Raw genomic sequence first — 6,326 nt, forward strand, 5'->3', positions numbered from 1 at the left:
GCCCGAGCGCCTCACCCGACGCCCACTCGCTCGCGGGCGTCTCACTCACCGAACAGTTGGTCGACCGAAGATACGTCCAGCGATCGCCGCAGCCACGTGGTCAGCTGCGCTTCGTCATCGCAGGCTCGAATCCGATCCGCTGCCACATCGGAGACCGCGACCCCCCTGTGTTGCAAAATCATCAGCAGATCCTGCATGCGCCCCTCAGCGCGGCCCTGCTCCCTGAGCTTCTGCGCGGACTCGGAACGGAAGAACGAGAGATCGGCTGTCATGTACTTCCTCCAGGTCTCAGCGGCTTCGGTATGGGAGATACCCTGCTCGATCAATTCGACGTAGAACTCGGTCGCCTCGTTGCCGTCCATCCTGCGCAGAGCTGTGACGATCGCTTCCAGTATCGCACCGATGTCGTTCTCTCGGGCATGAGTCACCGCCGACAATGCGGCCAGAGGCAGATCCTGGGCCACCGCGGCGGGATCGGTGATGGCGGGGACGTTGTGCGGGCCGAGCACAAGCGGGTGCAGGGTGATCGTGGTCCACGACGTGTGCCCGATCGCCATTGGAGCCTCGGCCCATCGTGCCGTCGAATGATCGTGGCAGACGACTACGAGGATGACCGGCAGCCGGTATTTGTTGCGCAGGAACGTGACGTAATACGACCAAGCGTCCGGCCGGAATCATCGGGCGCCGACTGCGCCTCGACCACCATCAGAAACCGGTCGTCGACCGTCGTGATGTCGAGGACGGTGTCGGCACGCCGTTCGACCGGAGCGGTTTCGGTCAGATCCACGCAGACCTGCTCCACCGCAGTCGGTTTCGCGAACGGCAGATTCAAGACGACGAACGCGTGGGCAATTGCCGCGGCATCGTGCTGGAAGATCCGATGCATCGCTTCGTGCGATGAGGTCACCATGCGGTGAAGGTATGCGACGGTGAATCGTTGTGCGAAAATCGCGGCGGTTCACCGGAATTCGCCAATTCGGGCGGCCGGTCGCCGAGAGAGGCGACCGGCGTGGTCTCTCAGCCCAAAAGTTTGGTGCGCAGGGCTTCGTCTTTGGCTAGGACCATTTTTTCGAGGCCGGCTTGGAACTGTTCCATGCGGGTGCGCAGGGATTCGTCGGAGGACGCGAGGATGCGGACGGCGAGGAGGCCCGCGTTGCGGGCGCCGCCGATGGAGACGGTGGCTACGGGGACGCCTGCGGGCATTTGGACGATGGAGAGGAGGGAGTCCATGCCGTCGAGGTATTTCAGGGGGACGGGGACGCCGATGACTGGGAGGGGGGTGGCGGAGGCGACCATGCCGGGGAGGTGGGCAGCGCCGCCCGCGCCCGCGATGATGACTTTCAGGCCGCGGGCTGCTGCTTCGCGGGCATAGTCGAGCATGCGCTGAGGGGTGCGGTGGGCGGAGACGACGCCGACCTCGAAGCGGATACCGAACTCGGCGAGGGCCTCGGCGGCGGCTTCCATGGTGGGCCAGTCGGAGTCGCTGCCCATGATCAGGCCGACCTGGGGTCCGGTGGTGCTCATCTGATTCCTTTCGGCGGAGGTGCGGTGCGCGGGGTTGTCAGCGGTTCACTCGCCGTGCGGGTCCCAACCGTCGGTCCAGACCGCGTGCGACATCCAATGCGCGGCGCGCTCGGCCTGCTCGCGGACCTCGGTCACGTCGTCGCCGAGGATGTTGATGTGCCCGATCTTGCGGTCGGGCCGCTCGCCCTTGCCGTAGAGGTGCACCTTGGCCTCGGGCAGCCGGGCGAACAGGTGGTGCAGCCGCTCGTCCATCGACATCTCCGGCGCCTCGGCAGCGCCGAGAATGTTCGCCATAACCGTGACAGGCGCCAACGGGGTGGTGTCACCGAGCGGGTAGTCGAGCACGGCGCGCAGGTGCTGCTCGAACTGACCGGTCCGCGCGCCGTCCATGCCCCAGTGCCCGGAGTTGTGCGGGCGCATGGCGAGCTCGTTGACCAGCAGTTCGCCGTCGTGCGTTTCGAACAGTTCGACCGCCATCACACCGACCACGCCGAGCCCGGCCGCCAGCTCGAGCGCCATCGTCTCCGCACGGGCGCCGGTGTCCTCTGGCAGGTCGGGGGCCGGCGCGATGACGACCGCGCACTGACCGTTGCGCTGCACGGTCTCGACGACCGGCCAGGTGGCCGCCTGCCCGAACGGCGAACGAGCGACCATCGCCGACAGCTCACGCTTCAGATCGACCTTCGCCTCCGCGAGCAGCTGCACACCGTGCGCGAGCTGGTCGGTGACCAGCGCCGTCGCCTCCTCGGCATCGGCGGGCATCCACACCCCGCGCCCGTCGTACCCACCGCGCACGGCCTTGAGCACGAAGGGCCAACCGTGCTCGTCACCGAAGGCGACCGCATCAGCGGGCGAGGTGACCTCGACGAACGCGGGCACCGGCAGACCCAGCGAGGACAACCTGGTCCGCATCGCCAGCTTGTCCTGGGCGAAGATCAGCGCCTGCGGCGGCGGCGCCACATTCACGCCCTCGGCGACGAGCACGTCGAGGTGCTCGGTCGGCACGTGCTCATGGTCGAAGGTGAGCGCGTGTGAGCCCTTGGCGGCCGTGCGCAGCGCGGACAGGTCGTCGTGGCTACCGAGCACGACATCGGGACTCACCTGGGCGGCGGGATCGCCGGGGTTCTCGGCGAGCACCCGCAGACGCTGGCCGAGGGCGATCGCGGCCTGGTGCGTCATGCGCGCGAGCTGGCCCCCACCGACCATCGTGACGGTGGGCATGGCAGACGGATCGAACGAACGTGCAGTCACGTCGTGCAATGTTGTCATGTCGAATGCGAATCTTTGCTACCGGTACACTCGGAACTCGTGTCAATCGTCGACGACGTGGTCAGCGTCCTTCCCCCGCGCCTGCGCGAGCTCGCGCTCCGGCATAAAGAGCTGATCAAGTTCGCCATCGTCGGCGCGACGACGTTCGTGATCGACAGCGGCCTGTTCTACCTGCTCAAATGGACCGTTCTGTCGGAAAAGCCGGTCACCGCCAAGATCATTTCCGGCGTGGTCGCGGTGATCGCGTCCTATGTGCTCAACCGCGAATGGTCGTTCAAGAATCGCGGCGGCCGCGAGAAACATCACGAGGCATTGCTGTTCTTCGGCGTCAGCGGCATCGGCGTGGCGCTGAGCAATATCCCGCTGTGGATCTCGAGCTATGTGTTCGATCTGCGCCAGCCGAATGTGAGTTTCCTGACCGAGAACATCGCCGACTTCGTGAGCGCGTTCGTCATCGGCAACCTGCTGCAGATGGCGTTCCGGTTCTGGGCGATGCGGCGGTGGGTGTTCCCCGACGAAATGGACGAGATCGTCGCCGAACTGGAACACCTCGTCGAGGAAGAACCGCTCGGCAAGAGCTGAGATCAGCGCGGTTCCGTCAGGGTCGCGTTGGGCGACCGGTTGACCGTGGAACCGAGGAACACCGCGAACAACGCCGGACGCCGCCGCTGCAACTCCAGGCGACCACCGTCAGCCTCCACCAGCGCACGGGCCAGCGCCAACCCCACACCGGTCGACCCACCCGCCGAGAAACCCCGGTCGAAGATGTGCGGTGCCATTTCGTCGCGAATGCCTTCGCCCTCGTCGGCCACCTCCACGCAGATCAGCGGGTCACGTGCGCTCATCGTCGGGACCGTGCGCACCGACACCGTGCAGGTGCCGCCGCCGTGCATGAGCGCGTTGTCGACCAGCACCGTGACAGCCTCACGCAACCGCGAACCGGTGATCGGCGCGCGCAGGGATTCGTCACCGATCAGGCTCAGTTCGCGGCCCGCCTCGTGGAACGGGTGCGTCCATTCGGCGACCACACCGCGCAGCTCGGCCATCACCGGCACCGGGTCGCGATCGGCGGCGTCCTCGGAGCGGGAGGCGCGGACCAGGTCGTCGATGGCGTCGGTGAGCCGGTCGACCTGCGCCATCGCCTCCTCTGCCTCGTGCACGACCTCCGGATCGTTGTGGGTCGACAGCTCGTCCAAGCGCAGCCGCACGGCCGTCAGACGACTGCGCAGCTGGTGGGAGACGTCGGCGACCAGCGCGTGCTCACGTTGCAGACGGCCGGCGATCTCGACGGTCGCCGAGTCCAGCACATCGGACACACGGTCGAGTTCGGCGATGCCGTGTCTGCGGGGGTCGGGCCGGAAATCGCCCATCGCCAGCCGGGCCGCGCGGGCGGCCACGTCGCGTAGCGGATCGGCGACGCGGCGCGCGGTCACCACGGCCACCGAGAACGCCGCACCGAGCGAAGCGAGCACGGCCAGCGCCACCGCGGCGACGGCCTGCTCCTGGCGGGCATGCATGGGCCCGGCGGGCACCTCGAGCCGCAACGACGCCGAAGTCCCCATCGACAGCGACTCCACCAGGGGATCGTCGATCTTCTCGGCACCGATATCGGTGCGCGCGGCATTGTCGGTCGGCGTGGGGTAGACGACGGTGAGCCTGCCGCCCTCGGGCACCAGCGCCCGGATGGCGCGCACGTCCAGCCCGTCATGGACGTAGCCGTCGACCTGTTCCTGGGCGATCACCTCGGCCGCGATGCGTTCCAGCCTGCTCTGCAGATCGTTGCGGGTGATGTCCTCCACCCAGAGCCAGGCGGTGTAGATCAGGGGTACGCCGAGCACCACCGTGGTGATGGTGAGGACGGTGAGAATCGAACGCAGGATGCGACGACGCACGACCCGTCAGCTCCGGTGCGTGTCGGTGTTGAGGCGAAAGCCGACACCGCGCACGGTGACGATGCGCCGCTCGGCCATCGGGCCCTCGTCGCCGATCTTGCGGCGCAGCCAGGACATGTGCATGTCGAGGGTCTTGGAACCGCGCAGGTCGGCATCGCCCCACACCTCGCGCAGGATCGTCTCGCGGCCGACCACCTGACCCGCCCGGTCGATGAGCACCTTGAGCAGCTCGTACTCCTTGTTGGCCAGGTTCACCTCGGCCCCGTTCACCAGCACGCGGCGCGCCGCCGGTTCCAGCCGGATACCGCCGACCTCCACCGCGTCGTCACCGATTCCGCTGCGCCGCAACAGAGCTCGCACGCGGGCGAGCAGTTCGGCGAGGCGGAACGGTTTGCCGACGTAGTCGTCGGCGCCCGCGTCGAGCCCGACGACGAAGTCGACCTCGTCGGTGCGCGCGGTGAGCATCAGCACGGCGATGTCGGCGCCGCCCGCGCGTACCTGCCTGCACACCTCCAGCCCGTCCATTCCGGGCAGGCCGAGATCGAGGATCAGCAGGTCGTGGTTGCCTTCGAGAGCGCGCCGCAGCACCGCCGGCCCGAAGCGTTCGACGGTGACGGTGTAGCCCTCACGCCCCAGTGCGCGCGACAGGGGTGCGGCGATCGCCTCGTCGTCCTCGGCCAGAAGTACTGCGGTCATGTGCCCAGGTTAAGTGGTCTGGACCCGCGGCTCACCGGTAGCCGCCACCCCAATGTTGATCGGTGGGCGAGCGGCCCGCCTCGAAAACCTGGTGGTAGAGCAGCGAGTGCACCTGCTGCACCTGGGGGATGTCGTCGTATTCGAGCGGCTCCTCCGACGACGACCCGATGATCAGGGTGCCGGTGCCGAGCAGCCGGTCGAAGACGCCGTGACTGAACTGCACGCTGGAGATACGGCTGAGCGGGATATCGATACCGGTGTGGGTGAGCACGCCCTCACGCACGAGCACCCGCCGCTGGGTGACGATGAAATGCGTTGATTTCCAGGCGATCACCCGTGCGATCACCCGCCAGGCGATGATCCCGAACCAGATCAGGCCGATGAGCACCAGCAGCACGGTTCGCACGTGCCCGGTGGTGTTGCGCCAGGCCAGCCCACCGAGGAAACCGGCGAGGGCGGTGGCGACGATGAGCGTGATGATCGGCCAGACCAGCATCTTCCAGTGCGGGTGGCGGTGCAGGATCAGCTGCTCGTCGGGCGCGAGGACATCCTCCGGGTAACCCATATGCGCACAGTACCGCGCGATGACGGTGCATTTCTCGATGCCACGGCGGAGGCGATACTGTGGATTCCGCGCTAGAAGCCAGGTTTTGCCCATTTCTCCTTGCTCGACAACGACAGTGGAGGCTCGCGTGACCAAAGCTCTGACTCAGCTCGAAATCCTGAAGGCTCTCGAACCCGTCGCCGAACAGAATCTGAACCGGCACCTGTCCATCGCCAAGGACTGGCATCCGCACGACTACGTGCCGTGGGACGAGGGTCGCAATTTCGCCGCGATGGGCGGAATCGACTGGGAGCCGGAACAATCCAAGCTCACCGATGTCGCCAAGGCGGCGATGATCACCAATCTGCTCACCGAGGACAACCTGCCCTCCTATCACCGGG

General features: G+C 66.9%; 9 protein-coding genes. 2 read left to right on the forward strand and 7 right to left on the reverse strand.

Features of this window, described 5'->3' with window-relative positions; all coding sequences use genetic code 11:
- Positions 1–41: 41 nt before the first annotated feature.
- From NI2_RS34750 to NI2_RS13560, 4 genes are all read right to left on the reverse strand, one after another.
- Positions 42–557, reverse strand: coding sequence for a hypothetical protein (locus tag NI2_RS34750; RefSeq protein WP_208115343.1), 516 nt, complete (start codon positions 555–557; stop codon positions 42–44).
- 44 nt (positions 558–601) lie between these two features.
- Positions 602–910, reverse strand: a complete 309-nt coding sequence (locus NI2_RS34755; RefSeq protein ID WP_208115342.1) for a hypothetical protein — start codon at positions 908–910, stop codon at positions 602–604.
- Positions 911–1,017: 107 nt separating this feature from the next.
- Positions 1,018–1,524: a 5-(carboxyamino)imidazole ribonucleotide mutase gene (gene purE, locus NI2_RS13555; protein WP_067490641.1), complete on the reverse strand. Its 507-nt coding sequence runs from the start codon at positions 1,522–1,524 to the stop codon at positions 1,018–1,020.
- Positions 1,525–1,569: 45 nt separating this feature from the next.
- Entirely contained in the window at positions 1,570–2,793 is a 1,224-nt protein-coding gene (locus NI2_RS13560) for a 5-(carboxyamino)imidazole ribonucleotide synthase (protein WP_067490644.1), read from the reverse strand.
- A 39-nt stretch (positions 2,794–2,832) separates the two neighbouring features.
- On the opposite strand from NI2_RS13560, the gene NI2_RS13565 reads away from it, so the two are divergent.
- A complete protein-coding gene (locus NI2_RS13565) occupies positions 2,833–3,375 on the forward strand; it encodes a GtrA family protein (RefSeq protein ID WP_067490646.1) in 543 nt (180 codons plus the stop codon).
- A gap of 2 nt (positions 3,376–3,377) precedes the next feature.
- Here the strand turns inward: NI2_RS13565 and NI2_RS13570 are convergent, their stop codons facing one another.
- The 3 genes from NI2_RS13570 to NI2_RS13580 are packed head-to-tail and all read right to left on the reverse strand — an operon-like array spanning position 3,378 to position 5,946.
- Entirely contained in the window at positions 3,378–4,685 is a 1,308-nt protein-coding gene (locus NI2_RS13570; protein WP_067490648.1) for a sensor histidine kinase, read from the reverse strand.
- 6 nt (positions 4,686–4,691) lie between these two features.
- Positions 4,692–5,381: a response regulator transcription factor gene (locus NI2_RS13575; RefSeq protein ID WP_067490653.1), complete on the reverse strand. Its 690-nt coding sequence runs from the start codon at positions 5,379–5,381 to the stop codon at positions 4,692–4,694.
- A gap of 31 nt (positions 5,382–5,412) precedes the next feature.
- On the reverse strand, positions 5,413–5,946 hold the full coding sequence (locus NI2_RS13580; RefSeq protein WP_067490654.1) for a PH domain-containing protein: 534 nt from the start codon (positions 5,944–5,946) through the stop codon (positions 5,413–5,415).
- Positions 5,947–6,073: 127 nt separating this feature from the next.
- On the opposite strand from NI2_RS13580, the gene NI2_RS13585 reads away from it, so the two are divergent.
- On the forward strand, positions 6,074–6,326 hold a 253-nt coding region (locus NI2_RS13585; RefSeq protein WP_167355144.1), incomplete at its 3' end, for an acyl-ACP desaturase.

It is taken from the genome of Nocardia ignorata NBRC 108230, assembly GCF_001612905.1.
GTDB classification, from domain to species: Bacteria; Actinomycetota; Actinomycetes; order Mycobacteriales; family Mycobacteriaceae; genus Nocardia; species Nocardia ignorata.

Excerpts from the sequence above, each read along its gene's own strand:
- NI2_RS34750 (WP_208115343.1), bottom strand. The coding sequence starts at position 557 with ATGGCGATCGGGCACACGTCGTGGACCACGATCACCCTGCACCCGCTT.
- NI2_RS34755 (WP_208115342.1), bottom strand. The coding sequence starts at position 910 with ATGGTGACCTCATCGCACGAAGCGATGCATCGGATCTTCCAGCACGAT.
- purE (WP_067490641.1), bottom strand. The coding sequence starts at position 1,524 with ATGAGCACCACCGGACCCCAGGTCGGCCTGATCATGGGCAGCGACTCC.
- NI2_RS13560 (WP_067490644.1), bottom strand. The coding sequence starts at position 2,793 with ATGACAACATTGCACGACGTGACTGCACGTTCGTTCGATCCGTCTGCC.
- NI2_RS13575 (WP_067490653.1), bottom strand. The coding sequence starts at position 5,381 with ATGACCGCAGTACTTCTGGCCGAGGACGACGAGGCGATCGCCGCACCC.
- NI2_RS13580 (WP_067490654.1), bottom strand. The coding sequence starts at position 5,946 with ATGGGTTACCCGGAGGATGTCCTCGCGCCCGACGAGCAGCTGATCCTG.